The sequence below is a fragment of the Nonomuraea sp. NPDC050547 genome (genome assembly GCF_044457345.1).
Lineage (GTDB): Bacteria > Actinomycetota > Actinomycetes > Streptosporangiales > Streptosporangiaceae > Nonomuraea.
Genome location: NZ_JBITGW010000001.1, coordinates 16,678 through 39,600, shown reverse-complemented (window position 1 = coordinate 39,600; position 22,923 = coordinate 16,678). Strand labels below are relative to the sequence as shown.

27 protein-coding genes and 1 tRNA gene are annotated in these 22,923 nt (G+C 66.5%); 5 read left to right on the top strand and 23 right to left on the bottom strand.

All coding sequences use genetic code 11. The features are described from left to right. Nucleotides 1-10: 10 nt before the first annotated feature. The 5 genes from ACIBHY_RS00205 to ACIBHY_RS00185 form a co-directional block, all read right to left on the bottom strand. Nucleotides 11-937 (bottom strand): hypothetical protein, encoded by a 927-nt coding sequence (locus tag ACIBHY_RS00205; RefSeq protein WP_397305467.1) that lies wholly within the window; start codon nucleotides 935-937, stop codon nucleotides 11-13. Beyond that, a complete protein-coding gene (locus ACIBHY_RS00200) occupies nucleotides 934-2,817 on the bottom strand; it encodes a DNA polymerase (RefSeq protein WP_397305466.1) in 1,884 nt (627 codons plus the stop codon). The genes ACIBHY_RS00205 and ACIBHY_RS00200 overlap by 4 nt, the downstream gene beginning before the upstream one ends. After that, on the bottom strand, nucleotides 2,814-3,095 hold the full coding sequence (locus tag ACIBHY_RS00195) for a hypothetical protein (RefSeq protein WP_397305465.1): 282 nt from the start codon (nucleotides 3,093-3,095) through the stop codon (nucleotides 2,814-2,816). Before ACIBHY_RS00195 ends, ACIBHY_RS00200 begins: the two co-directional genes overlap by 4 nt. Nucleotides 3,096-3,184: 89 nt before the next feature. Beyond that, nucleotides 3,185-3,679 carry a single-stranded DNA-binding protein gene (locus ACIBHY_RS00190; protein ID WP_397305464.1) on the bottom strand — a complete coding sequence of 165 codons (495 nt, stop codon included), beginning with the start codon at nucleotides 3,677-3,679 and terminating at the stop codon, nucleotides 3,185-3,187. Nucleotides 3,680-3,728: 49 nt separating this feature from the next. Beyond that, entirely contained in the window at nucleotides 3,729-3,863 is a 135-nt protein-coding gene (locus tag ACIBHY_RS00185; RefSeq protein ID WP_397305463.1) for a hypothetical protein, read from the bottom strand. Between the two features lie 49 nt (nucleotides 3,864-3,912). Here ACIBHY_RS00185 and ACIBHY_RS00180 point away from each other — a divergent pair, with 49 nt between their 5' ends. Further along, nucleotides 3,913-4,182, top strand: a complete 270-nt coding sequence (locus tag ACIBHY_RS00180) for a hypothetical protein (protein ID WP_397305462.1) — start codon at nucleotides 3,913-3,915, stop codon at nucleotides 4,180-4,182. Nucleotides 4,183-4,198: 16 nt separating this feature from the next. Here ACIBHY_RS00180 and ACIBHY_RS00175 read toward each other — a convergent pair whose 3' ends face one another. The 15 genes from ACIBHY_RS00175 to ACIBHY_RS00105 all read right to left on the bottom strand — a co-directional run bounded on the left by ACIBHY_RS00175 (nucleotide 4,199) and on the right by ACIBHY_RS00105 (nucleotide 13,650). Beyond that, the gene (locus ACIBHY_RS00175) at nucleotides 4,199-4,489 is read right to left on the bottom strand and encodes a hypothetical protein (protein WP_397305461.1); all 291 of its coding nucleotides are present in this window, start codon (nucleotides 4,487-4,489) and stop codon (nucleotides 4,199-4,201) included. A gap of 186 nt (nucleotides 4,490-4,675) precedes the next feature. Beyond that, complete coding sequence (locus ACIBHY_RS00170; RefSeq protein WP_397305460.1) at nucleotides 4,676-6,946, bottom strand: hypothetical protein; 2,271 nt, start codon at nucleotides 6,944-6,946, stop codon at nucleotides 4,676-4,678. Then, complete coding sequence (locus ACIBHY_RS00165) at nucleotides 6,943-7,209, bottom strand: hypothetical protein (RefSeq protein WP_397305458.1); 267 nt, start codon at nucleotides 7,207-7,209, stop codon at nucleotides 6,943-6,945. The genes ACIBHY_RS00170 and ACIBHY_RS00165 overlap by 4 nt, the downstream gene beginning before the upstream one ends. 18 nt (nucleotides 7,210-7,227) lie before the next feature. Then, nucleotides 7,228-7,578, bottom strand: a complete 351-nt coding sequence (locus ACIBHY_RS00160) for a MazG-like family protein (protein ID WP_397305457.1) — start codon at nucleotides 7,576-7,578, stop codon at nucleotides 7,228-7,230. A 46-nt stretch (nucleotides 7,579-7,624) separates the two neighbouring features. Continuing rightward, a complete protein-coding gene (locus tag ACIBHY_RS00155; protein WP_397305456.1) occupies nucleotides 7,625-8,587 on the bottom strand; it encodes a hypothetical protein in 963 nt (320 codons plus the stop codon). Further along, entirely contained in the window at nucleotides 8,584-9,147 is a 564-nt protein-coding gene (locus tag ACIBHY_RS00150; protein WP_397305455.1) for a hypothetical protein, read from the bottom strand. Before ACIBHY_RS00150 ends, ACIBHY_RS00155 begins: the two co-directional genes overlap by 4 nt. Beyond that, nucleotides 9,144-9,293 (bottom strand): hypothetical protein, encoded by a 150-nt coding sequence (locus ACIBHY_RS00145; protein ID WP_397305454.1) that lies wholly within the window; start codon nucleotides 9,291-9,293, stop codon nucleotides 9,144-9,146. Before ACIBHY_RS00145 ends, ACIBHY_RS00150 begins: the two co-directional genes overlap by 4 nt. Next, a complete protein-coding gene (locus ACIBHY_RS00140; protein ID WP_397305453.1) occupies nucleotides 9,290-9,673 on the bottom strand; it encodes an RRQRL motif-containing zinc-binding protein in 384 nt (127 codons plus the stop codon). The genes ACIBHY_RS00145 and ACIBHY_RS00140 overlap by 4 nt, the downstream gene beginning before the upstream one ends. 16 nt (nucleotides 9,674-9,689) lie before the next feature. Then, entirely contained in the window at nucleotides 9,690-10,607 is a 918-nt protein-coding gene (locus ACIBHY_RS00135) for a DUF4097 family beta strand repeat-containing protein (RefSeq protein WP_397305452.1), read from the bottom strand. Further along, nucleotides 10,607-10,954: a WhiB family transcriptional regulator gene (locus tag ACIBHY_RS00130; protein ID WP_397305451.1), complete on the bottom strand. Its 348-nt coding sequence runs from the start codon at nucleotides 10,952-10,954 to the stop codon at nucleotides 10,607-10,609. The genes ACIBHY_RS00135 and ACIBHY_RS00130 overlap by 1 nt, the downstream gene beginning before the upstream one ends. Before the next feature lie 86 nt (nucleotides 10,955-11,040). Next, entirely contained in the window at nucleotides 11,041-11,214 is a 174-nt protein-coding gene (locus tag ACIBHY_RS00125) for a hypothetical protein (protein ID WP_397305450.1), read from the bottom strand. 189 nt (nucleotides 11,215-11,403) lie between these two features. Next, nucleotides 11,404-11,559, bottom strand: coding sequence for a hypothetical protein (locus ACIBHY_RS00120; protein WP_397305449.1), 156 nt, complete (start codon nucleotides 11,557-11,559; stop codon nucleotides 11,404-11,406). A 104-nt stretch (nucleotides 11,560-11,663) separates the two neighbouring features. Continuing rightward, the gene (locus tag ACIBHY_RS00115; RefSeq protein ID WP_397305448.1) at nucleotides 11,664-12,434 is read right to left on the bottom strand and encodes an NUDIX domain-containing protein; all 771 of its coding nucleotides are present in this window, start codon (nucleotides 12,432-12,434) and stop codon (nucleotides 11,664-11,666) included. A 50-nt stretch (nucleotides 12,435-12,484) separates the two neighbouring features. Then, nucleotides 12,485-12,622: a hypothetical protein gene (locus ACIBHY_RS00110; protein WP_375134153.1), complete on the bottom strand. Its 138-nt coding sequence runs from the start codon at nucleotides 12,620-12,622 to the stop codon at nucleotides 12,485-12,487. Between the two features lie 245 nt (nucleotides 12,623-12,867). Then, nucleotides 12,868-13,650, bottom strand: a complete 783-nt coding sequence (locus ACIBHY_RS00105; protein WP_397305447.1) for a GntR family transcriptional regulator — start codon at nucleotides 13,648-13,650, stop codon at nucleotides 12,868-12,870. A gap of 78 nt (nucleotides 13,651-13,728) precedes the next feature. On the opposite strand from ACIBHY_RS00105, the gene ACIBHY_RS00100 reads away from it, so the two are divergent. After that, a complete protein-coding gene (locus tag ACIBHY_RS00100; RefSeq protein ID WP_397305446.1) occupies nucleotides 13,729-14,169 on the top strand; it encodes an NUDIX hydrolase in 441 nt (146 codons plus the stop codon). A gap of 31 nt (nucleotides 14,170-14,200) precedes the next feature. Next, complete coding sequence (locus tag ACIBHY_RS00095) at nucleotides 14,201-14,734, top strand: hypothetical protein (protein WP_397305445.1); 534 nt, start codon at nucleotides 14,201-14,203, stop codon at nucleotides 14,732-14,734. Between the two features lie 3 nt (nucleotides 14,735-14,737). Here ACIBHY_RS00095 and ACIBHY_RS00090 read toward each other — a convergent pair whose 3' ends face one another. Next, nucleotides 14,738-15,835, bottom strand: coding sequence for a hypothetical protein (locus ACIBHY_RS00090; RefSeq protein WP_397305444.1), 1,098 nt, complete (start codon nucleotides 15,833-15,835; stop codon nucleotides 14,738-14,740). Between the two features lie 414 nt (nucleotides 15,836-16,249). On the opposite strand from ACIBHY_RS00090, the gene ACIBHY_RS00085 reads away from it, so the two are divergent. Continuing rightward, nucleotides 16,250-16,321, top strand: a tRNA-Ile gene (locus ACIBHY_RS00085). A 482-nt stretch (nucleotides 16,322-16,803) separates the two neighbouring features. Here the strand turns inward: ACIBHY_RS00085 and ACIBHY_RS00080 are convergent. After that, complete coding sequence (locus ACIBHY_RS00080) at nucleotides 16,804-18,009, bottom strand: tyrosine-type recombinase/integrase (protein ID WP_397305443.1); 1,206 nt, start codon at nucleotides 18,007-18,009, stop codon at nucleotides 16,804-16,806. A 1,300-nt stretch (nucleotides 18,010-19,309) separates the two neighbouring features. On the opposite strand from ACIBHY_RS00080, the gene ACIBHY_RS00075 reads away from it, so the two are divergent. Continuing rightward, nucleotides 19,310-22,021, top strand: coding sequence for a tetratricopeptide repeat protein (locus ACIBHY_RS00075; protein WP_397305442.1), 2,712 nt, complete (start codon nucleotides 19,310-19,312; stop codon nucleotides 22,019-22,021). Between the two features lie 20 nt (nucleotides 22,022-22,041). On the opposite strand, the gene ACIBHY_RS00070 is transcribed toward ACIBHY_RS00075, so the two are convergent. Next, nucleotides 22,042-22,902 carry a serine/threonine protein kinase gene (locus ACIBHY_RS00070; RefSeq protein ID WP_397305441.1) on the bottom strand — a complete coding sequence of 287 codons (861 nt, stop codon included), beginning with the start codon at nucleotides 22,900-22,902 and terminating at the stop codon, nucleotides 22,042-22,044. Nucleotides 22,903-22,923: the final 21 nt, after the last annotated feature.

Genomic DNA, 22,923 nt, shown 5'->3' with positions numbered 1-22,923 from the left:
GGATGGTAGGTCAGGCAGCTTGGTCGAACAGACCAAGCTGGTAGGGGCGGCGGCGAGCTCGCGCGAGCCGGTCAACAACTTTGGTGCGCCATCGCAGGGCGGCCTTGGGGCAGTTGGCGCAGTTCTTGTGCACGCCCACGCACTCGGGAAAGCGGGGGTAGCCGCGGTGGCGTTCGCCATCTGACCAGGCTTGGGAGTCGGCTGAGCTGAGGTCGGCGCCGTACAGGTCGAGCCCGTCAGCTTTGACGCCGAAGCCGTGCATGTTGCGCAGGCCGCGCGCTGCCAGGGCGCCGACGATCTCGGCGATTTCGCGGGTGTGTTGGCGTCGGCAGACGCTACCCAGACCCACCAACGGGAGCGTGCGGAGGTCCACGCCGGCGTCGGCGAACATGTCCAGGATCGCTAGATAGTGCCTCAGCCGCTCACCTTGGGCAACGGCGATCAGGCGCTCTCTGAGGTAGGGGGGTAGCAGCTTGCGTAGTTGCAGGTAGTTGGTCACGGTCCACATCTGGTGCTTGTGCACCGCGTCGTCTAACGGCTCGTCAGGGCCATCCGGCGGGATGCCGCGAGCGGCGCGGGTTCCGTGGAAGTAGCGCGGATCGGTGGGTTTGAGGTGCTGGTTTTGGCCATAGATGATCGCTGGTTCACACATCCAGTCCATCGGCGCGATGAAGTCAGGCATGCCGATGTCGCGGGCGTACCAGCAGACGAGCTCGGCGTACTCGGCGGGCGTGATGGTCCACTGGCCGTACATTTTGATCTCGGTGAAGCCGCCGGAGTCGAGCGCCCATCGGCCCACCGCGTGCGGCAGCGTCTTGCGGTTGCGTAGGCGGCGGGAGGAGACGAACAGCGGCACGTCACGGAAACGCTCGTCAGCCAGCCAATGCGGGTGGTGCGTGCCGAGGTAGAACACTGCCGGCGTGCTCGTGGCGGTCATGCCACCTCCTTTCGCGTCTCGGCGGCGGCCTGGTCGGGTAGGTGACCCCAGTGGGTGCCGAGGATGTCGGCGTCGGCCACGATGGGCACGTCTCGGAAGCTGGTCGTCATCGCGGCCTTGAGGGCGGCGCACAGGCGTTCGGCGTCGCACTCGGGGGCTTGGATGATGACCTCGTCATGGACGAACAGCCACAGCCGGGCCTCGGGATGGGCAGTGGCGAACCGGTAGACGGCGGCCAGCAGCAGGTCACGGGCGGTGGATTGCACCATGTAGTTGCCGTTGGCGTAGCCGCGGGCGGGGTCGGCGGGGATGCGCCGGCCGCTCGGCGTGGTCACCACACTCTGTGAGGCAAGCGCTTTGGTGTAGGCGATCACGCGCGGGTAGGTGGACTGCCACCGGTCGATGACCTGCCGGGCCACCTCGGGTGTGACGCCGGTCTGGTCGGCCAGCGCGGTGGCGCCGCCGCCGTACAGGGTGCCGAAGGTGCACCGTTTGGAGATGGTGCGTTGCTCCTTGGTGTAGCCGTCGCCGTACATCAGGGCCGCGGTGGCGTCGTGAATGTCGGTGCCGGAGGCGATCACCTGTTTCAGGGTCGGGTCGTTGGACAGGGCGGCGGCCACCCGTACCTCTACCTGGGAGAAGTCGCAGGAGATCAGCACGTGGCCGGGGTCGGCGCGAAAGCAGTGCCGTAGCCGCGGGTCGTGTTTCTTGAGCGTTTGCAACGCCGGGCCGGTGATAGACATGCGGGCGGTCTTGGCGCGCAGGGTGTTGATCTGCGGGTGAACGCGGCCGGCGGGGTCGGCGGCGCGCAGGAACGCGGTCAGGTTGGCGATCAGGTTGGAGGTGCGGGCCACCGTCTGCCGGGCGGTAAGCACGTCGCGCACCTGCTCTGGCAGCGTGTCGGCGCTCAGGGTGGTGAGGGTGGTGAGGGTGTCGGCGGTGACCTTCAGTCGGCCGGTGGGGGTGCGCGGCAAGTCGGTGATGCCCGCCTCGGTGAGGTGGCCGTCCAGCCAGGCGGCGAACCGGGGTGAGCCGGCGGGTACGCCGAGGGCTTGGTGAATGCCCGCCTCGGCGGCGTGGTGCTCGCGCTGGACCTGTTGGAGGAGGGCGGTGGTGTAGGAGCGGTCCAGCAACAGGCCACGGATGGTGATGCCGGTGGCGTGGGCGGCCAGCCACTGTTCCATCCGCACCAGGTGGGTGAAGTCGAGGCAGTGCCGTAGCAGCACCGGCAGCAGTCGGCGCACGTAGACGGCGTCCAGCCCGGCATACACCACGTACGCCTCATCGGAGGTGGGCAGGTGGTTCCACCCCCAGGTCTGCCAGGTGTGGCCGGCGCGGTGCCCGGTCGGCGCCAGGGCGCGCATCCGGGCATGTAGCGCGGCCTCGGCGTGTTGCAGGCCGTCGTCCAGGTGGCGGCCGGTCAGCTCCTTGAGCCCGTGGCCGGCGCGTTCGTCCGGGTCGATCAGCTTCGACAGCAGGTGCGTGTCGATGACGCGCTGCCCGAGCGCGACGCCGAACGCCGACCAGACCGCGAGCGGATCGTAGGGGGTGTGGGTGACGAACCGGCGTCCAGAGTCGGCCAACGTGGCCCGGATCGCGGCGTGCTGGTCGGGGTCGGCCGGGTCCAGCACCCACGCCTCACGGGGTGAGCCGAATTGGATCAGCCGCACGGTGAAGGTGGGCGCGAACTGGCGGGGACCTTTGTCGTCGATGGCGCTGGTCTCCACGTCCAGCCCTAGCATCGCCTCGGCGGCGCAGAACCGGGCGAACGCGGCCGGCTCGAACGCGGCGGGCGGGTGGACGGTCATGACGTGGCCGGCGTGCTCTCGCACGTAGCAGGCGGCCGGGCCGGCGGGTGGACCGGTGGGCGGGGCGGTCATCGGGCCTCCACGGGATGGCAGTGCGGGCAGGTCCACAGCACCGGCGCACCGGCCGGCAGCAGGGTGAGGCCGTGGCAGGTCGGGCAGGTGGGCGGGCTCGGCGCGGGCAGCGCGGCGGCCAGCCACTCGTACCCGTCACCGGCCAGCGCGGCATCGCTGGCGGCTGGGTTGGTGGCGACAACGCGCACGCCCGACACCACGGCGCCGGTGCTGTCCGGCGCGACGACGAACAGCGACGCCTGGTCGTCGGGCTCGGTGGTCGGGGTGGTTCGCGGCATGGAACGCGGGTCCTTTCTGGCGGCGGCGTTGCGGAGCGGCAGCGACGTGAGGGCAGGCCGCGCCGCTTCGCAACGTCAAGGACGGGTGGTCAGAACGGCGGCTCGTCACCGGCCGCGCCGGCGTGGGCGGACTCGGAGGCCCACGGGTCATCGAACCCGCCGGCCGCCGCGCCGCCGTTGGAGGTGCCGTTGCGGCTGGGCTGACCGTTGCCGTTGCCGCGGGCGGCTTTGACCGGCCGGGCGGTGGCGAACCGTAGCGAGGGGCCGATCTCGTCTACGGTCATCTCCATGACGGTGCGCTTGTCTCCGTCGTTGGTCTCGAACGTGCGCTGACGCAGCCGGCCGGAGGCGATGACGCGGGTGCCGCGGGTGAGCGACTCGCCCACGTGTTCGCCGAGGTCGCGCCACGCCGAGCAACGCATGAACAGCACCTCACCGTCTTCCCACTGCTCCACGCTCTTGTTGTAGGTGCGGGCGCTGGAGGCGACGGTGAAGCCGGCCACGGCGGTGCCGGACTGGGTGTAGTTCAGTACGGGGTCGGCGGTCAGGTTGCCGATGATGGTGATGGTGGTCTCGCCAGACATGGCGGACTTCCTTCCTGCTTTGACGTGCGTGAATGGCGGGGTGGTGGGGCTAGTGCCAGACGTTCCAGGTGTGATCGCACGCGCGGCACTGGTAGGTGTGGACGATGGCGTCCAGGTCGCGCCGGGCGTGGTGGCCGATGAGGTCGGTGGTGGTGCTGCCGCAGTTCTCACAGACGGCGTCCACGTGCGGAATCTCCTTTCCGGGGTGGGTGGTTGGCCGTACCGTCAGGCGTATGGCTGAGGAGAGCTACAGCAGCGAGGACCTGGCGGAGTGGGAACGGTCGGTGAACGTGCTGCGCGCCGGGCCGCGGGCGGACATGGCCGATGAGCGGCAGGCGTATGAGGCGACCGCGAATCTGTGCTCGGGATGGGGCGGCTGGATGGACATGCCCGAACCGATCTCGAACATCGTGCAGCGCGCGGTCGAGGCGGGATACCTGCAAGCCCTGGCCGACGTGCGAGACGGGCGGGTGGCCGGCCTCGGCATACCAGAGCAGGGGTAAGGGAGGTCGGCCGGGATCAGCGAGTGACGTCGCGATGCAGCCGGCGCAGATAGTTGTACAGCCGCCGGCCCAGACGCAGACGCAGGCCGGTGCTGTCGCAGCGGCGGCACCAGCGTTTGACGCGTCCGTTGGGCTTGAGGGTCTTGCCGTGCCCCTTGCAGCGGGGGCAGCGGCCGAAGGGGTCGGCGGCGCAGGCGGCGGCGTAGCCGAGGAGCCACAGCACGGCCAGCGCGGCGGCCAGGAACGGGATCGGGGTTGCGACGGAGGTCGCGAGGTGGGTGGTCGCGGTCGCGGCCAGAGAGGTCATGGATGGTCTCCAGAGCCGGTTTTCGGGCGTGGGAAGCCGAGCCCGCTACCCGCGACCTGCGGATATTCGGGCTGGTCAGAGGTCGTTTCGGTGGTCGCGGGGCGGGTCGCGCAGCCGCGACCGGTCGCGGGACTCCCGCGACCCAGCGAACCCTGAGAGCCGGGTTCGCCGAGGCGCGGCGCCGGCCTATTCGGCGCTGTTCTGTCGGCGGTTGATGGCGGCGGTGATGGCCGCCTTCTTGGCGCCCTTGAGCGCCTTGCCGTCCCGCTTGACGTCCACGCTCGGCACGCCGAGCGCGCGAAGCTGAGCGGAGATGGCATCGCCGGTCAGGTCGGCGTAGTGCTCGGGGATGCGCTCGGCCAGCCGGGCCGCGAGGAACGTCCAGGGCAGGCCGGTCTCACTGCCGCCCTGGAAGACGCTCAGCGCGTCGGCCAGCACGTCACGCACCTCACGCGCCATGGTCTGACCGGCCGCGTAGCCGGTCAGCGTGCCGGCGCGCTCGCGCAGGGCGCGGGCGGTGGTCAGGATCTTCTCGGCATCGGCGGCATCCGCCAGGAAGGTGCGCACGGTCGGGGTGTCATCCGACGCGCCGTACAAGTAGCCGACGCCCCGGTACTGCTTGCCGATCGGCAGCGCGGAGGCGTCGAAGCCCTCCGAACCGGCGTCGCCACCGAGAATGGCCTCCGACACGTTGCGGTTGCCGCACTTGAGCGCGAACCGCACGGCGTGGTTGTCGCGGTAGCGGTTGAACAACCGCTGCACGTCTCCGGCGCCGACCCCGCCGGGCTTTTGGGAGCTGGACAAGATGATGACGCCGGCGGACGGGCCGACCGCCATGATGAAGCTGAGCAGGGCGGCGATCTCCTTGTTCGTCTCCTGATCGTCCAGCTCGTAGTAGACCTGGAACTCCTCCATGACCAGCAGCCACACGCGCAGGTTGGGGTACTTGCGCGACAGTTCCTCGGTCAGCTTGCCGTCCGGGCATTCGGTGACGGGCAGCGTGGAAAGGAACTGGTTGACCTGCTGAATGTGCGCCTTGATCTCGCGTAGCGCGTCCAACAGCATCTCGATCGGGTCGCCGTCGCGGTTGGGCACCGTGCCGAAGATGATGCGGTGCGCGATCAGCGCGAACTTGCGCCAGTCCGGGCTGTCCTTACCATCGACCACGGTAAGCCTTACGTACGGGTCCATCGCCGCGTACAGGGCCAGCAGTCGGGCCGCGAACGTCTTGCCCTTACGGGGCTGTGCACCGACCAGAATCGAGATCCACAACAGCAGCAGATCGACCTTACGACCGCGTTCGTCCAGCCCGAACGGGGCCGGCTGCCAGATGTTGCGCGCCTTGCCGTCCAGCAGCGGCGTGCGGCCGGCGGGCACCGCGAGCGGGTCACGGTCGGCCACGAACAGCATGTGCCGCCGGTTGGAGGTCATGTCGCGGGTCAGGTAAACCTGCTGGACAGTGACGTCCAGGCCGGAGGCGATCTCGCCGCGCGCCTTGACCGCTTGCTCGAACGTCTTGCCGTAAGGCAGGTCCACCAGCACCTCACTGCCGGTCCCAGCGTTGTCGCGTGACATCCGGGAACCGAACTTGACCTGCTGGTTGGGCTTGTCCGGGTGGCCGAGGCCGGCAGCGTAGTAAGCACGCAGCACGACGTCGCTGTTCAGCAGCCGGTAGCGGCGCGACACCATCGCGGTCGGAATGATCTGCCGCCCCGCCGGCCGCCCGTAGCGGGCCAGCGGCGGGATCAGCGCAGCAGCGATGACCGCCCACCAGACGGGCGCCAGGTCGGCGCCCACCGCGACCAGCACAGCGATGCCGAGGGCGATGAGCTGGAAGACCAGGGCGATACCGCGCCAACGGCGGGTGGCCTTGCCCTCCCGGTGCAGCTTGAGCCACATCGCCGCGTCGTTGTCGGTGGCCGCCTGCTGTAGCAGCGTGTACTGCTCATTGACCCACCACCAGCGCAGTTGCCGGCCGGCCAGCCGGAACACGCCGACGACCGCCCACCACAACGCCTGAACGCTGTACCAGGGGGCGCGGGCGGCGTGGAAACCGGCCACGTACGCCACCTTGCCCGCACTCCGGCGCACGGTGGCGGGCAGGTGCTGCCACCGCAGCCCGGGCGGGATGATCGGGCGGCGCTTCTCGCCCTGCTCTGACTCCAACAGAACGGGCGCCGGCGGGTCCACCGGAACCGGCGACGTCTCGGCGCCGGCGTCGTCGTCCTGGTCGTCCAGGGCAACCTCATAGGAGGTGTCATAGACGGCCAGCAGGGTGTCGGCGGGTCCGGGCTGGTCCGGGCCGGGCGGCAGCGTGCCGTACGGCAAGCGATCGGCGCGGGCCGCGTCCAGGTCCACCACCTCGGCGCCCTGCCCATCCGCGCCGGCGGGGCCGTCCGGGTCGGGGTGCGGCGGCGACTCGGTGAGGGTGTCGAAGTCGGTCGGGCGGTCGGTCATGATGAAGACACCTCCTGTGCGTTGTCGGCAGCGGGGTGGCAGGGCGCGGCTTCGGTTTGGCGACTGGGGGCCGCGCCCTGCGTGCTGGTCGGGACACTCGGCGGGGTGCGCGTGCGCGCCCCGGAGTCGGGGCCGCGCCGGTGGGCGGCCATGCGGGCGTGGATACGGGCGCGGTCGGCCGGGCCGGTGATGAGCATCCGCAGGTAGATGGCCACCGGTACGGCCAGGCAGGCCAAGCTGCCGATGAGCATGACAGTCAGCACGGGCGTGCCTTTCCCTTCTCAGGCGGCGCCGGCGCTGACCAGCGCCGGCAGCCGCGGGTGACGGGCGGACAGATGCTCGTTCAGCAGCCGTTCGGCCTGCCCGACGTCGCCGGCGACAGTGGCCAGCGCGGCCATGGCCGCGATGATGACGTCACACAGTTCGCCGGTCAGCTCGGCGGGGGTGGCGCTGACGCCCTTGCGGGGGTTCTGGCCGGTCACGCCGATGTAGGCCGCGACCACCTCGCCGAACTCTTCGCCGATCTTCATGATGCGCATGGCGATCTCGTGCTCGGTGGGCGGGTTGGCGGTGTTCAGCCACGACAGCAGCGCGGCGACGTGCTGGGGCAGGGTGATCTGTCGTCTGGTCATGGGGCGGATTCCCTTGTCTTGTTGGGCGGGTGTCGAGCGGGGCGGGTCACGCGGCCTCGGGAGCCAGGGCGTCACGCACGGCGCGGGCGTCGTCCATGCCGCACCGCAGGGCGCGCTGAATCTTGTAGGCGCTCGGGGTGGCGGACAGGTCGCCGGTCGCGATGAGCGCTTGCGTGCGTTCGATCAGCGTGGCCACCTCGGGGCTGATGAGCCTTACCCGATCATTGGTGTTCGCGCTGTACGTAAGGCCGGTAAGGGTGGCGCCGGCGTGGGTGTGGTCCAGCCGGGAGAACGCCTCCAGGATGATCGGGAGCGCGGTGACGATGGCCACGGCCACGATCGGCCCGAGCACATGCAGCACCAGGCGGGAGAAGGAGAACTCCTCCCCCGCCGGCAGTCCCCACGGCAGGTACGGCCAGGCGTTCATGCCGAGGGTCAGCCCGAGGAACAGCCACTCGATGCGGATCAGCTTGCGATCGTTGAGCGGCTGACCGCGGGTGCCGAGGTAGGCGCGGGCGCCGACGACGACCAGCAAGGCGATGGACATGAACGGTTCGACCAGCCATGCGAAGATCCAGCCGGGCGACCACGCCGGCGCGGCCTCGGCGGCGAACCGCTGGACGCCGGCGGTGGACCAGGCCAGCGCCAGCGTGAGCGCCACCATGGCCGCTCCGATCAGCAGGCGCCGCATCCGGGCGGCCTGCCAGGCGCGCATGGCGTGGTCTTGCCCCAGCAGGTGCAGCCGGGCGGCCTCGTGGGCTTTCTTGCGGCGCTGGCGCACCCGGGGCGTGTCCAGCAGCAGCGGCGTGTCGTCGGTCTGGAGCGCGGCCAACTGCCGGGCCTCGGCCACCTCGGCGCGCAACTGCCGCACGCGCTTGGTGTCCCCGGTGACCTCCTGCTCGGCGTCGGGCGGCGGGTGGGTCGGGGTCTGGTCGGTCAGGTGGCGTTCGATGTCGGCCAGGGCGGCGGCGATGTCGTCCGGTCCCGGCTCAGGGGCGGCGAGAGTCATGCGGCTTTTCTCCAATCAGTCTTGGCGGTGCGGGCGGGCGCGCGGGTGGGGGCGGGGTCGTCGCCGTTCCAGCGGCGGCGTAGCTCGTGGACGGCGGCGATGTCGGGCAGGTCCTTGGCGCGGCGGGCGCGCTGTTTCCAGGCCAGGACGTCGCCGAGGCGCATGAACGGGATGCCGTCGATCAGGTCGGCTGAGGCGATCAGGTAGTCGGTCGGCCAACCGGGCGTCCAGCGGTCCACGAATTCGATGGCGTGGGTGGGGTGGTTGACGACCAGGCCGTAACCGGACAGGGCCCCGCTCGGCGGTATGCCGAGGGAGAGCACCGTGGTCCAGGCCGGGCCGCGTGCCAGCACGTCCAGGTCACCCATCCGCGAGCGCAGGCCGCGCACGTACAGGGCGGCGCTGCCGCACACCACGTACTCGCCGAGGGGGAGGTTCAGGCGTGCGAGCTCGGCGAAGAGGCCGGTCGGATCACCGACCAGCACAGGCGGGGCGGACGCCACCGATAGCCGGCGGGGCGCGGCGGCCTCGGTGGGCGGGTAGGTCGTCGGGGCGGTCATGGCGAGTCCAGGCGGGTGAGGAGGTCGTCCAGGTCGGTGGCGACCCCTTCGAGCACGTACTGACGGTCGCTGTGTTCGTCGTTCAGCTCGTTCTCGATGCGGTCGCGTAGGGCGCGCAGTTCGGCGCCGACGTCGTGCGCGTTCATGCGGCGGCCACCGCCTCGGCGCAGTCGAGGCAGGTGCCGAGGTGGCGCGGCAGCACGTAGCCGACGTCCCGGTCACACTCCGGGCAGGTGCGGCGGGCGGCGTTGGCCTTGCCGAGGGCGGCGCGCTGGCGCGCGGTGGCGGTGCGCTTGGGCAGGGCGAACCGCACGTCGTACAGGTAGGCGGCGCGAACGCCGGGGGCGCCGTGGCGGCGGGAGCGCCACAGCACTTGGGCCTGAACGCCCTGACCGCCGGGCCGTAGCCCTTCGGCGGTGAGTTGGCGCAGGGTGAGCAGGTGCGGCGGGGCCATCTGCCAGGGGTAGGTGGGGATGCCGTACCGGGTGCCGGCCGGGTCCCAGAAGGCGGCGCGGATGCGAGACATTGCAGGATTCCTCCGTTCAGGGACGGTGCCGGGGGTGGCGCGGGCGGGCGGGGTTGGTGACGGGGCGCGGGATGCGCACGTCGCCGGACACGGAACGGGCATCGACGGTCAGGCCGTGCTCACCGCCGGCCGTGGCCAGCGCGGCGGGCGCGCTCACCCGGATGTCGCCTGAGGTGGATTTCGCGGTGACGTGGCCGGGTTCGGTGGCGCGCACCGTGATGTCACCCGAGATGGTGAGCAGCCGGGCCGCGCCCCCGAAGTCGCCGAGGGTGATGTCACCGGATGTCGAGTCGGCGCTGACCGTCTCGGTTCTGCCGAGGTCGATGTCACCGGACACGGTGCGCACCTCGGCATGGTCGGCGTACTCCGCGGACACATCACCGGAGGTGGAGGAGGCGGCAAGCTTGCGGCAGGCGTCCACGCGCAGATCACCGGAGGAGGAGGTGAACTGCGTCCACTCCAGTTCGCCGCTGGTGGTGACGTCGCCCGTCTTGGTGTGCACCCGCAGCGCAGAGCCACGCGGCAAGCGGACCTCGGCGCGCACGCCCGGAGTGACGTTCGCCCCGGAGATGACCTGCCCGCCGGAGATGACCTGACCATTGACGATGGTCATGCTGCCGCCGGTGACGATGATGCCGCTATGGACGTTGCCGGAGACGACGACGCGCCCGCCTCGGGTGTGGCTGACGATGGTGGTGCCGCCGTCCGGTGTGGGCACGCGCACCGTCATCACCCGCGTCTCGGCGGTCAGGGTGGCCTCGGCGATAGCCTGACCGGCGGGACTGTCAGCGCCGGCGGGTGTGCTCAGCTCGATGTCGGCGCGTTCGACGTCGCACACGCGCACGGTGATCTGTCCGTGCGGCATGTCCAGGTCGAACACGACGGGGCCGGCTATCGGCGCGGCCAGGGTTCGACTCCCTGCCGGGGCGTTCATCACGCCACCCCCGACAGGTCAGGCGTGAGCATGGCGTCCAGTTCGGCACCCAGAAGCGCCCACTCACGAGCCGAGCGGCCGGCCCAGATGCCGTAGGTCGGGCGGACCTGCATGCTGTAGAGCGCGCACCAGGCGCGCACCGGGCAGAGCGCGCACACCTCGCGCGCCACGTCCTCACGGGCGGCGCGCTGGTCGGCCGACTCGATGATGCCCCCGGCAGGGCCGGTGTGCAGGTCGGGGTCGTAGACGCATTCGGCGGGCGGCGGCTCGTGGTCGATGCGCCAGGCTGCCGCCCACTGCTCAGGCAGCATGCGCGCCGGGTGGATAGGGCGTTCGCGGTGAACCATGATGGTGCTACTCCTTCGGGAGTCGAGAAAGAAGGGGGCGGCTCGTGTCTTGGCCGATCAGGGCCGCCCCCGCCGGAACGTGGCGTTCACTTGGTCATGGCGCGGATGAACTCGGCGAACTGCTGCCCGCCGTTCACGACCGTCTGAAAGGCCCACTTGAACGCCGCGGCGGCGCCCTGCGGGTCGGTGAAGATGTAGATGACCGTGCCGAGCACGATCAGCGTCGGCAGGAACCGGCTGATGGTCTTGACGGGCTGCATGTGGGGCAACTCCCCTCGCGTGAGTGAGCCGGCTGGGAGGTTGTCAGCCGGGAGCGCCCCGGCAGGGAGTCGGACCCTGCCTGCGACCATCGGGGCGAAAGAGTTGGTGTGTGAGCCGTCGCGTACCGCCGGCGCGACAGGACGCGTCGATCTGGGCCGCACGTGACTCATGCGGGGCGCCGAGCGTGGTCAGCCGGGGGCCACCTCGACATACACGCGGACACTGGGCTGCACTGGCGCCGAAGGGCATAGCCCCTTGATCGCGGTAATGCAGAACGTCTCGCGTAGGGTCAGCACGGCATCGGCGACCTCGGCGGGCGTTCCGGTCAGGCGAATGGACAACATCAGCACTCCTATGGGTGTGTGGCGGAGACACGAGCGGCGGCGAAGGAGCGCCCCGGCGGGGAGTCGAACCCTGCCTGCGACCATCGGGGCGGGTAGCGAACGGGTCAGCCGAGCAAGTCGCGCAGCATGGCCTGATGGGCGCGGAAGACGCGGCCGGCGTAGTAGCCGCGGAGGTAGGCGGCTAGGTGGGCGTAGCTGTCGGCGCGGACCCATACGGCGCGCTTGGCGTCGTCGGCGCCGACCACGGCGGGCAGCTTGGCGCGGGGCCGGGTGCCGAGGTGGAACCGGACGGGCACGGTGACCATCCATGCCTCATCGCTGGCGCGCGGGTCGGGCACGTAACGGGCCGGAAGCGGCCGGCGCACCATGCTTGCCAGGTCCAGGCAGGTTTCCTCTGCGAGCTCGCGCACCGCCGCCGCTTCCGGGTCCTCTCCGGGTTCCACGTAGCCGCCGGGGATGGCCCAACCGTGACCGTCAGAGCGTTCGACCATGACCAGCCAGCGGCCGGCCTCGGTGTCGGCGGTGACGATGGCGTCGGCGGCCAACTGCTCTCCCCAGTGACCCAGCTCGTTGCGTCCGTAGCGGACGCTGGTCGTCTCGCCCGGGTTGACCGGACGGCCGTCGATCACCTTGAACGGGATCGCGGCGGCGGCCTGGCGGCTGGTCCAGTCGATCCGCGTCGGGTCGGCCTGCGGGTCCGCCCAACCTTCCTTGATGCCCTTGGTGAACACGTCGGGGTGGGTGTAGGTGACGCACGTGGTCATGGTGAGATCCCTCGGATTGGGCGTGTGGGTGATCTCGGCATCGGCGATGCCGGAGCGCCCCGCCAGGGAGTCGAACCCTGCCTGCGACCATCGGGGCTGTAGAGGGGGCATGGCCCGGAGAACGGGAAGTCCTCCGGGCCACGGGTGCGGGATCGAACGGCCTACTTGCCGTTGCGGACGGTGTTGACCTCGTTCAGGAAGTCGCTGGCCTGATCCGGCTCCATGAAGGATGCGAAGTCCTCCAAGTCGGTCTGGGTCAGGTGGTCGGCGTTGCCGAGAATGCGAGCGAAGGCGCTCATGGTTGTCTCCTGGTTGCGGGTGGACAGTGATCAGCGGCAGGGGCTTCTCCCCTGCCAGGCCGCCTTTTTCGTGGGGAGGCGGTGACCCATCCAGTTGTCCAAGTGGCATGTGCTCCAGCCCGTCGGCGCGCGGCGTGTGCCGCCTTCCCAGATCTTCCGGCTGAGCAGCGATCTCACCTAGGCGACTACTCGTCTAGAGGAGTTCTGATTCATGTATCTCAGACTCGTCTAGAGGAGTCAAGGGGCTATCTGGCAGGAAGTTGGTACGCGAGCACGTAGGCGTCGCTCGACATCACCGTGTCGCAGACTTCGAGGGCCCGCCCGTCCTCGGCGAACGCGGTTCGGATCAGATGAAAGACGGGTGTACCGGGAGCGAGCCTGAGAGCCTTCACCTCTTCACGCAGAGGCATCCGCGACTTGATCTCTTCGTCAAAATGGTCCAGCCGATGGCCCATCTCCTCCAGGCGCGCATAGATACCCCCTGGCCCCGTGTCGGGCTCGGCTATCTGCGTCCCTCTAGCAATGACCGCAGGCAGATAGGAGACTGCGGTCTCAACGGGATGGCCGTTGATCAAGTACCGACGTGAGCGAACAAGGACCATGTCCCCCTTGGACAAGCCCAACCGTTGCGCCACATCGGCCGGCGCCTTCATCTCGCTGATCTGGATGGAATCGACGGACGGCTTTCCGCCCGCCCCTTCCGTCTCAACGATGAAGGCCGCTTTCCCCTGCTCACGATGGCGTCGAGCAAAGCGGTCTGACGCTAGACGGCGCACCGGCGGGCGTGCTCGAACGAACACCCCACGCCCGTGCTCCGCTACGGTCAGCCCTTCGGCCTGTAGGAGCTGAAGGGCGCTTCTGATGGTCATACGTGCGACGCCGTAGTGTTCCATCAGCTTGGCTTCGGATGGCACCTTAGCTCCAGGCATCAGGGTTCCACGCTCGATCGTCTCTCTCAGATGGTCCGCGATCTGTTTGAAGACGGGCCGGTCTGATACTGGATCAAGACCAGGCAAGGATAGGTCCACTGCGCGTCAACTCCTCCACTCGTACATACGTGTACTAGCTTGGAAGTGTAGCTAGGTTCGGGTCTCGAAGGGATTGCCATGGATCATGACTCACGCCACTCTGTCAGCGTCGCCGGCGTCATCGTTGATGATCAGGAGAGGGTCCTGCTCATCCAGCGCAGAGACAACGGCCACTGGGAAGCTCCGGGCGGCGTCCTTGAACTGGACGAAGACATCGTTAGCGGGCTTAAGCGTGAAGTCCTGGAGGAGACGGGTCTTGAGATCGATCCGGAAGTACTTACCGGCGTCTACAAGAATATGGAACGAGGTATTGTTGCGCTCGTTTTTCGCTGTCGCCTCGCTAAGGGTGTTCCCGTAACGACCGACGAATCACGGGCCTTTAGGTGGGTCACGCCAGATGAAATCAGCAATCTCGCGGTCCCAGCTTTTGCTGTTCGAGTACAGGATGCATTGAACAGCGATGGCAGAGCGGTTATACGCCAGCATGACGGCGTACAGCTCATTAGCTCTAGCGCGTAGCGAGGCCCAAGATACAGAGTAGAGGGAGGCCGTGGGACAACCTGTTGACTGGTGGGCCAACCTTTTGCAGGGAGCGATCAGCTCTGTTATAGGCGGCATCGTTGCTGCATTGACCGCATGGTACGTCGTGCAAGCGACGATCAGACATGAACGGGCCCTAACTGAAACTTCTGCCGCACGAGAAAGTGCACACACCTTCATTCGACTCACACATCGTGCCGCCAAACTTATGTGCACACCGTTCCAACCGCCACCTGACTATGGCGAGCTTGGCACTGTGCTGAGCGAGTGGCTATTGGAAACCTCGCTACTAATAATGGCCATTGCCAAACATAATCCTAATCTGACTAGACAGTTAGACGAAGTACGCGATGTTGTCGCTACCGCTTTCAATCAAGCATCATATGGCAGCGATTATACAGTGTCTCAGAACTTCCGAATCAGAGAGCATGCCAGCGATGCGATGATGGTCGTTTCAAACAACGTCGCGAATTGGGTCGCTTTCGAACGCGGCACTATCAATCCACTTCCTCAGCCTCCGCGCATCTTCGACGATGACGAATGATATTCATGGCCGAAATGGACCTTCAATGACCGTTCTGGCCTGGATCTCAAAGTCGATCGGAGAGTCGAGACTTCCTCGTCCCGCCGTCCAGTGATCATCCAAAGTGGTCACGGTCCAACCACGGCAAACCTCCGACGTGGGTAGAAACGTACTAATCAACGCCACTTGGGCATGTTCAGCCACCTTTTCCAGGCGATCTATTGCGATATCTGTCGCTTTCCGGTCAAAGCAGCGACCGAGCGCCCCATCGATGAGGAGCAAGGTGGGCTCGACACGCGCGTGATGTTGGGCATGAAAAGCAGCCAGTTCCCACATAATAAGGTTCTGCATCGATCTGCTGAAACAGCGGTGACCTGACCTATCTGTGCGACCACCCACTTCAACTATCCAGTCAACTTGCTTACCTGCGATACGAATCTCTTTTACAACATCGCTCGACTCGGCGAGCATGCTGAGCGTTGCCTTCATCGCCGACACACTAAGGTCAAATATCTGCGCAAGAGAGACGAGATTGCCAAGAGCTTCATCAGTTCGATCCTCCTCAAGCAAGATTGTCTTGTATGGCCGAGCAACATATGGAACCAATCGACCATCGAGAACGTGGGTTACATTGCCCGATCGGCCTGCGGTAGCGACATCATGAGTATGTGGATCAAACCATCGAACTTCAATGTCCACATCGCGATTACGAGAAAGTTTTGCCACGTGGTCTGGATGTGCGACACTTGCAAGAAGGCGAGCCAGAACTGATTTACCACTAGCATTGGGGCCAGTGATGAAGTTCCGCATGGCCAGCTCAAACTTTCGCCCCGACAAAGCCCCAGGAGCGGAATTGACTGATATCGACTCCACCAACCCGAAACGGTCTCGCGCGCCCCCGTTTACTTCAGCGCTTTTCCGTGCCTCGTGCAGTCGTTTCCATGCCTTGAGTTCGGCAGCCGAATAGACGCGGCCTTTATTGGAATCAATTTCTTTACCATGTGAGTAGCAGCACCAAATACCGTTCTCAGGTTCCCGGCGTTCGGCAGCGGGGAGACCTCCTGTTCCGCGCGGGCCACCCGGCGACGCAGCATAGATATGAGCAGCCATGCCAGTGTTCACGACTTGCGTTCTACCTGGCCCTGGCCCCACGGTTGATCGTCCGCAATTTAACACTGAGCACTGGTAACCAGCTCGTTCGGCTATGATCTTCCGGGTTGCCGCCGAGAACTCGGCACGTTTATCCATTCCCAGCATCCCACTTCGTCTCGTCAGCGACATTCCATGCTACCTGTGATGGCGTTGCATCAGGGGGCATACAAGATGGGATGGATGCAGGCCACTCCGTAGGCTGCCCAGAGAACCGCTGTCGCTGAACGTCTCAGGCGCACGCTGACGGCCGAGTCCGATGTAGCGAGATGGTTTCCACCTGGCTCAGGCATGAACCATGAGAATGGCACTCAGGCTTGATCATCCCCCAATGTCTCCCCCGCTGACTCAACAAAACACACCCTTTCGAGAGTTGTCGCAGCTCAGAGGCATGATCAGATAGCGCCGGTCTCCGGACTCATAATCCGTGGGTCGTGGGTTCAAGTCCCACCCGCCCTACTCTCCTACACCATGCCTGACCTGGGCTTTCTCGGAGTTTCGCCTGCTGCGACCTCGATGTTGATCATGGTTGGTCGCTCGGTGGTCGCTCGCGCGCACGGACGGTGTCAACCGGTAGATCATTGAGACCGTCAATCTCAACTCAGACCCCTAAGACGACCACGTGAAGGTCCTGCCGGAACGCCCGTTGAGGGCGGACGATCAGGATTGTTCTACCGCTCGGTCACGCATCCGCCAAGCCACCAGGGCCCGTGCTTCGAAAACGCATATCCCGCGAGGTGTGGGGCCTGGCAGAGTCTGCATCTGTCTGCCCGTTCAAGGCATGTGGCTGATAGCCAACACACCGGTGATGCCCACCCGAGGAGCCTGGCCCGACGCCACCCTCTTGCGCATAGCCCGGTCGCCATCCGCACGAAGCTGCTGGCAACGATGAAGCGGGCCCGCCCAAGGCATGGCGGGCCCGCTTTCACATGCCGAATGGTTCAGGTGGAGGCGTTGTCGCCGGTCTTGGCCGGCAGGTTGATCAACCGCGCCGTCTGGCCGTTGCGTGCCGCGGTGTTGACGAGAGCGGCGGTGGATTCGGCGGCGGTCTTGGCCAGCTCGGGGTAGACGCTGGTGTAGGTGTCACGGGTGAAGGTGGAGGAGACGTGCCCGAGGGTTTCTTGCACGATCTTCACATCGACACCGGCCGCCAGCATCAGCGTCGCCGCACCATGCCGTAGATCGTGCAGGCGCACCGGTGGCAGCCCCACCTGGAAGGCCAGCAGGTAGAACTGGTCACTGACCTGCTGCGGATGCAAGGGCCTGCCGATCTCGTCGGTGAAGACGAATCCGCTGTCCACCCACGCCTCCCCCGCGACCAGACGCTCTGCGGCCTGAGCCTTGCGGTGCGCGCGCAGCGCGGTCACGGTGTCGTCGTCCAGAGCGACCGTGCGATCGCTGGCCTCGGTCTTGGGCTTGCCCTGGATCGGCTGCCAGCCGAGCTGGGTGATCTGCCAGTGCACCCCAGCCGTCCCCGCCGACAGATCGACATCCCGCCAGCGCAGCCCAACCGCCTCGCCGCGGCGCAGTCCCCGCAGGGCGATCAGCCGATACAGCGCGTACAGCCGGTGGGTGGCGGCGTGGGCGAGGAAGGCATAGGTGTGCGAGGGGGTCCAGACCATCACCGGAGACGGACGCGGTGTGGAGGCGTAGAGATTGAGCGTCGCCGCTCGGCTCAGCTCGCTGCCGCGCCGCTGCTGCTCGACGGTGAGCCGCCGCTGCAGCGTCCGATTCCAGTCGGCGACGCGTTCGTCGGTCCACACCAGCGCTTTGGGGGATGCGGCGTCGGGCAGTTCGACCACGGCGGCCGGGTTGAAGTCGATCAGCCGATCCTGCTTGATCGCGATGTTCAACGCGTGCCGCAACGTGGCCCGGATCCGGTGCATCGTCGCGGGACCGACCGGCCGCCGATTGCGCACCTCCGCCCCCTGGACCGGGTCCCTGCTGGCGCGGGCGGCGGTGATGACGTCGTTGAACTCCTCGATCGCATCGAACATCCCCGCGACGTCCGACACCCGCAACCGATCCAACCGGATCTCACCCAGATAAGGGACGAAGTAGAGCCGGATATGCGCCTCATAAGAGCGGCGCGTGGTCGGGTCGATCCTGCGCTTGCGGCGCAGGAACTCCTCCATCCACTCCGCCACCGTGACCGACGGGTTGAGATCCTGGCGAGTGCGGACCCTACGCCGCCTTTTAATCCGTAGGTTCCGGGTTCGGGCCCCGGGCGCCCTACCACTCTGACCTGCAGATTCGCTGATCTCTTGATCAAATAATCAAGAGATGGGTCATGCCTGGGTCACATCTGGGACACACCGGCACCAAGGGAGATCTCCGGTATTGCGCTCAGCGTGGTGGCCGGTTCGTGAGGGGGACGCCGGAGCCGCTCCGCCAGCGGTCCCCAGCCCATGCGGGGACCAAGTGGATCCGCACATGATCGGCGTAACCCTGTCTGGTGCGCTCACGGACGAGCTGGAGGGTGGCCAGCCCGTGACGCAACCACTGTGCCACCGTGCACGCCGCACTCACTACACCGGGACATCAGCGACGGCAAGATCGCGGGCAGCCTACACAGCGTACCCCGCGGCGCGGAAGCCACCGTGGAGCTGCGCGACACGCTACGCAATCCCAGCGAGACCATCGACCGCAACCGCGATCGGTAGCGGGATCAGCGTTTCCTGACCACCGCACCATGCGCGTCGAGGACGCATCGTGGATGCCGTACCGCAACACCAGACAGCTTGCCGAAGATTGGCCGATGCCCGCTTCGCTCGCTGAAGTCCGCCTCATCCTGTGCGGAGGTCATGGCCGTTCTCGCAGTTGTGGGCACGGTGAGTGCGGTCGTAGGGATACCTCCGCCCAGCGGACAGTCCACCCACCCGAACTGATCCGTGGGCCGCGGACCCGTGGTACTCGAGCTCGCCGGACAAGTTCTCCCGCGAGGCCGCGTGACGCGCTTTCCGCACGGCACCATTCCGCTCATCCACAAGTGACGTCCCCGGTAACCACGACCGGGAGGCAGCCTGGCATCCAGGCCACCTCCCGGCTCACTCGGCTATCTCAGCGGGTGGACCAGGCCTCGGGCTGGCCCACGGGGCACGGCTTGTTGCGCGGCAGGCGGGGCGCTGGACGAGGGCGCCGCGGGCGTCGTGGGGGGACCGTCGCCTTGATCGGCCGATCGGCCTTAGGCCGTCGCCCATCGCGCCTACCAGGTCGCCTCTGCGAATAGCTCACATTATCTCCTTTGCCGATTGTGCCCATAAATGTCGCATTCATGGGCTTTTGGTCGCCACCTGAGCGGCCAAGGCGTTGACGACAGCGTTGCAGTTAGGCCCCGGAATCGCCAACCGGCAATCGTTAGGCGAGCGTTAATGGGGCCGTGGACTTCCATGTCATGCTTTGCGGTATCAAGGAACACGCAGGAGTCGCGAAAGGAGGTCGAGCAGCATGGACTGCCGCGTGCTCGGTCCGGTCGTCGCCCTTGGAGGAGACGGGCAGGTGGAGCTATCATCGGGAAAAGCCATTGAACTGCTCGCCGTCTTGGTCCTGGCGGAGCAGCATCGCGCATCGCACGAAACCATCGCTCGCTATTTGTGGCCTGGTGAGGCATCCAACGGAAATCGAATCCGTCAGTGCTTCTACGTTCTACGACAGCACCTCCCAGATGCTGCACACCGTAAGGAACGTGGTTTCTGCCAGCTCCAATTCCGGCCGAAAGACATCGACTACGGCAGGTTCAAGAAGTTCCTCCATGCCGCTCAGATGGCCGAGAACCCCAGCCATCGACTGCAGGCGCTCAAATCGGCCTATGCCGAGTGGCGAGGAACTCCATTGGAAGGCTTGCCCGGACCAGCATTCCAAGAAAAGCGGGACGAGCTCATCGCCGAGCTCCACGATCTCGTCGCTGCGTGCGTCAGCGCAGAGCTGGACTGCGGCCAGCCGTTACCCGCACTCAACCGGGCCCACCTGGCGATTGACCGTTGGCCGGAGAGCCTCACGCTCCTCGACCTGAAGGTTAAGGCCCTGCGCGTGCTCGGCCGGCTGGACGAGATCGAACCTGCGCTCTCTTCATGGGAGCAGCGATCCGGAAAGAGCGCCTTCCACCTTCTCCTGTCAAGAAACGTGGCGACGCTGAACAGCTCTACATCCACCCCCCAAGCCGTGCCGGACCGACCGCGGCCGCGGCAGCTCCCGCCTCTTCCCGTCGAGATGGTCGGCCGTGGCCGCGAGCTCGAGCAACTGGAGGCCACGCTCCTGGGGCGCACGCCCGGCCGCAGCCGCATCGCGATGCTGGCCGGCCCACCAGGTGTCGGGAAGAGCTCCCTTGCCTCTTGGGCAGCAGCCCTGATTGAGCAGCGCTTTCTCGGCGGCATCCTCCATGTCGACCTTGGCGGATTCTCTTCGCGGGAGCCTGAACGACATGGCCCCATTCTCGCCAGGTTTCTGAACGATGTTGGCGTGCGTCCGGAGACCCCGACAATGGATGGGATGGTCTCCGCCTACCGAAGCGCGCTCGCGGATCAAGCGATCCTGGTGATCTTGGACAATGCGCTCGACGAGGACCACGCGCGCCTGCTGCTACCCGGGCCGGGAGCGAGTGCGGCCATCGTCACCAGCCGACGGCGTATGCATGGGCTGGCGATCCGGGAAGGCGCTGAGCTCATCGACCTCGCACCGATGACATCGCAGGACTCCATCGAGCTATTGCGGACACGGATGGGCGACGAGCGGATGCGCACGGTCGTCCCCTTTCTTGACGACATCGTCCACAGCTGCGCCGGAATTCCGCTGGCGCTAGCGATCATGGCTGCGCGGATCGCCTCGCGGCCGGCTCAAGCAGTTGGTGGCATCGTCCGTGAGCTGCGTCAGGAAGGCACGACGTTGCGTTCCCTCAACGCAGGTACGGGAAGTGAGAGCGTACGCCGCTCGATCGAGAACTCCCACAAGCATTTGACAGCTCCGGCGGGGGCACTCTTCTGGCAGCTCGCAGTTCATCCCGGGCCGACCATCAGCTGGCCGGCACTACGGGCACTCGTAGGAAACCCCGGCCAAGCAAGCGGGACACTCGATGAACTGATGGCTATGAGTCTGGTAACCGAGCCGGTGTTCGAGCGCTACGCCATGCATGACTTGGTACGTGCCTACGCCGCCGAGAGGGCGGACACGAAGAACGAGGGCGAGCGGAGCACCGTGATGGAGCGCGTGCTCTCGTTCCTCCTCCACAATGCCTGGAGCTGCGATCGCAAGCTGGACCCGGGCCGACGATTGCCAATCGGTGAACCGCGGGCCGTCGAAGTCGTGGCTCCGGCCGGAGCGGCCGACGCGATGGCCTGGCTCGAAGCCGAGTACTCGACCCTCACGGCGGCTATTCGGCTGGCGTGTCGCCATGGCCTCGACCACTACACGTGGCTGTTGGCGATGACCCTGGTGACCTATCAGTGGCGCACCGGCCGCGGCCTGGACGCGATCGAACACCTGACCAATGCCCTTGCTGCGGCTGAACGGGTTGCGTCATCTCGGGACGTAGCCATGGTTCACCGCATGCGTGCAGGGACACACAGAAGTCTGGGAAACCTGAGGCTTGCGATACAGGAGCTGCGTAACGCCGTCCGGCTGAGCGATGACGGCGAGGACATCCGGGGCGGCGCCATGGGGCGCCATATTCTCGGTGTCGTGCTTCGGGAGAGTGGCGTGCCTGGCGAGGCGCTGGAGCACTTCGGCACAGCCCTTTCCGTGTTCACCCAGCTTGAAGATCTGCTCAATCAAGGAGCCGCGCTCAACGGCATCGGAAGTGCCAATTACGATCTTGGCCGATTTGGCGAGGCGCTGGATTGCTGTCGCCGCTCTCTCGACCTCCTGAACACCACTGACGACCTCAACGGCCAGGCTCACGCATTGTTTAGCCTGGGTCGGATTCACGTGGCTCTTGGAGACCATGAAAGCGCGATCGCCTCCTTCGAGGGCGCCGTCAGCCTCTATCGGTCGCTGACCTACGCGAGCCGAGAGGCTAGGACTCTGGTTTGGCTGTCGGAGGCGTTGCGGATCGGAGAGCGGCCACAGCAGGCAGACGGAGCACTCGATCAAGCCCTGACAATCATGCGTCGACTTGGCAAGCGCGACCCCGAAGCGAGCCTCGAGCGTTTGCGGAGCCTCCTGTGACACGGCGTGGTCTCACCTGGTCAAGATGCCGACAAGCCCTGACGATAGTAGGCGGTTGGGTCCGGCCGAGTGGCTTTCGGTGCGGCGGGAGCACCGAGAGGCGGCAGCATCGGCCGCAAGATGTTCAGAACCTCCTTCGGGCCATCTGGGCGCTCTCGCGGGTCGATCGAGACCATGGCCAGGCCGAGAGCCCGCAGACGCTCCGGCATTTCCCGCATGAAGTCTTGGGGGAAGGGGCGGGCGGTCCGGTCGAGAGGAAGGTCCAGTCCGGCGTAGGGAAGCTCCGCAACCATCATCTCGAACAGCATCGCTCCAAGAGGAAACACATCGGTCTGCTGATCCAGCCGGGCTGTCTGGTCGTACTGCTCAGGTGCAGCGTAGCCAGGACTGCCGCAGGGAGAGGAGTTCGTCTCCCCGATGGGAAGAGAGATTCCCACATCGATCAGGCTGAGTTGCCCCCGAGCCTGCATCATCACGTTGCTCGGCGTGACATCGCGATGGACATATCCCCCCGCGTGCAACTCCGCGAGAATCTCGCACAGTTGCGCGATGACGCATACGGCCGCGACGGATTGAACCGGCTGGTGTGCGACGATCCAGTCCTTCAAGGTGATTCCGTCGACGAATTCCATCACGAAGAATCGTCGGCCAGATCCTTCGCCGAGATGGCCGGTATCGAGAACACTCGGAATTCCCCGAATCCCTGGAATTCGCCCTAGACGAGAGTACTCATCTTGGATCTCATCGCCTTTCTCGCTGAACAGAACGGTTGATTCGAAAGAGCGGGGCAATTGAAACTTGACCACAACCTTCCGGTCAAGGTGTTCGTCCCGGGCCGCAAATATCTCAGCCATGCCACCCTGGCCGATCTTTCTCTGCACCCGGTATCGCCCATTGAGGAG